Origin of the sequence: Christensenella sp. (assembly GCF_034927525.1) — a bacterium.
Lineage (GTDB): Bacteria > Bacillota > Clostridia > Christensenellales > Christensenellaceae > Christensenella.
This window is the reverse complement of record NZ_JAYFPU010000166.1, coordinates 1-2,558: the sequence shown is the minus strand read 5'-3', so window position 1 is coordinate 2,558 and position 2,558 is coordinate 1. Positions and strand designations below refer to the sequence as shown.

The 2,558-nt window shown below is 44.4% G+C and carries 1 protein-coding gene; it reads right to left on the bottom strand.

Translation table 11 applies throughout. The features are described 5' to 3' along the window. On the bottom strand, positions 1–2,487 hold a 2,487-nt coding region (locus VB081_RS06770; protein WP_323400068.1), incomplete at its 3' end, for a type III restriction-modification system endonuclease. Between the last annotated feature and the right edge of the window lie 71 nt (positions 2,488–2,558).

The window sequence follows — 2,558 nt, the reverse complement described above, 5'->3', positions numbered from 1 at the left end:
TGCACCAGAGGTGGTATTGCTTTTTGCGTATCTGAACCGACCTTGCAGACTTACATTTTTCCAGGATTGAAAACTGGTGCAGAATTCAGCCACCGAGGACTCGTTAATATATTTGGGGTCAATCCCCCCATATCGCTTCACATAAGCACATATGGCCTTGTGCATGGTCGTAATGGGAATATTCGTTGCTCGCATGATACGTTTAAGAAACTCGTTATATAATATTGGGCGATTGACGGTATACTGCACACCAGTGCCAGAAACGGTGGTCATCTGTTCGCCATCGCTCTCTACGATATCCCTTACACTGGACATTACAACATCAACAAATATATTCTTCTCCAACAATCCTAAAATGGCCGTTTCCATGTCTGCATCTAAATCGGCATCATATAACAGCAAGTATCGGTGATTGATTTTCTCCCACAGATCGCGGATTTCGTTATAAGCCGCTTTTCGTATTTTTATAGGTCGTGGTTTGGTCACGTTACGGTCTTTTACTTTGCCGGAGGTAAGACCGGTAGCAAAGTCGGGATATTCCGCAAAAAACGAATCTCTTGTCTCTGGCTTGATGTTATGCCGCCTGTCTATATAACGCTTTTCGTATAGCGCATCAAACAAATCATCTGAAGGGATGCCCAGCTTCTTCGCGACCTGTTGCAGACGGTCTTCGCTGATGGCACTTGCCTGAGGGACTTCGCCATTAATTTGGTCGACAAGGCGTTTAGCAAAATCTGCTTCAGTGAAGTCCACAATGTAATTAAGCTGAAACTCCTCATTGGAGATGCGGTTGCCGTTTTCATCAACAGGCAGACGCAGACCGCGACCGACTTCTTGCAGTTTGCTGTTTTCGCTGCCGCTGGAGCGTAGTTTCGCGATCGTGAAGACATTGGGATTATCCCAACCTTCTTTTAGCGTCCATTTTGAGAACAGAAAACGCAGCGTATTATAGCTCCCGTCTTTATTTTTGAAGGAGAGCAAATGTTTTTTCCCGTGTAGGATGACGTCTACCTCTTCAGCGATATCTTCATCGGAATCACTGTTATCTTGAGAAAAATATCCTGCATGGCAAGCGGAGATGTTAGCAAGGCTGGCTTCTAAATAACTGCGGTATAAGGCATCGTGTTCATCAAGGGACTCCAACAACGCTTCCATGCGTTCTTTTAACAGCCGCTCAAATGCAGTAAGCAAATACGGCAATTTGCCGTCCGTTCCCGTTCGGTAGGATGTGATATCGTCTATAAAGAACAGAGCCAGTGTTTTAATTTTGAATGTGCGCCCACAGAAATTTTCCTTTTCGGTTTCAAAATGGCGTTCCAGAGAAAGGCGCAGCATCTGCTCCTGGTATGATGTCATATAGATATCGACGTCTAGTTCTTCGCCTGCAGTTTTTTCAATACCATTTGAAAACTCAACTTTGGAAGAACCGACACCGGAAATGGTTACACCTTCAAGGGCATCGCTAATTATCGAAAGAGAATCTCCGACTTTGAGTGTATATGTTTTAGTTGCCTCATCTCGTTGTTTGTGTTGAAAAACAACGGAGTCCCGGCTGTTGATGGAGGATATTTTGATTTTCTCCTCACGTTTGGAAACAGGCTCAAAATGCTCCTTTGCTACGCCTTTAATAAGATTCTGATTAAAGGATTCACAGGCGTTTAGGTCATAAAGCAGGTTCTGGTAATCTTTTATGATGGTTTTGTTTTTGCCACGACCGGTTGTAGTTTCGGGAAAAGTTGCGCCAAACCGAATAATGCATTGCGGCTGAAGTTCATCGGCAATGGTCTTGAACGCCTTTTGACCGCGCGCAAAACGGTGTGGCTCATCGATGATAATTGCCGGGAGTGTAGCTTTCATTGCATCAAACGGTCGATAAAAGCCTTCCACGCCATAATCATAGTCGTCACGGGATAGCATTTTTGCGTTTGTCAATAACTGCATATTGACGAGCATCACATATATTTTTTTGCTGTTTTGGCAAGAACCTTTTACAAATTCACTAACCACGGTCGGAAAATAGGATCGGCCCTTTTTCTTGTTTTTGGGTGCTTCAAGCACACCGACCTCAATCTCCGTGCCGTAGCCGCAACCGTCCGTGAAGTGGCGTCTGGCATATTCGTCCTGCAAAAACTGCGCTGTTCCAGCTTTGATCGCAAGAGAGGGGACAGCAATGATGAACTTATTTAGTCCATAACGTTTATGAAGTTCATAAATCGTCTTTGTATATACATAGGTTTTGCCTGTGCCAGTTTCCATCTTAATATCCAGCTGAAGGCAACCGTCAATCGGTGCATTGTTTCGGTATTCTGCGTAGATGTTATTCTGCAACACTCGAATATTGACAGCAAGGCGCGGATCGGCAAGCACAATGGACGGATTTTCATAAAACTGCGCCGGAGGCACAAGCTGCACACCGTTAAGAGCGTCACATATGGTATCGATAGCTTTTTGTTGATGAGGTAGTTGTTGTTGAAGGATTAGTTCCATATCACATCCTCCACTCAATAACGGGTATCAAAGTTGACTCGGAGATTCTTTTCCGTGTCCTTTAACCGTTT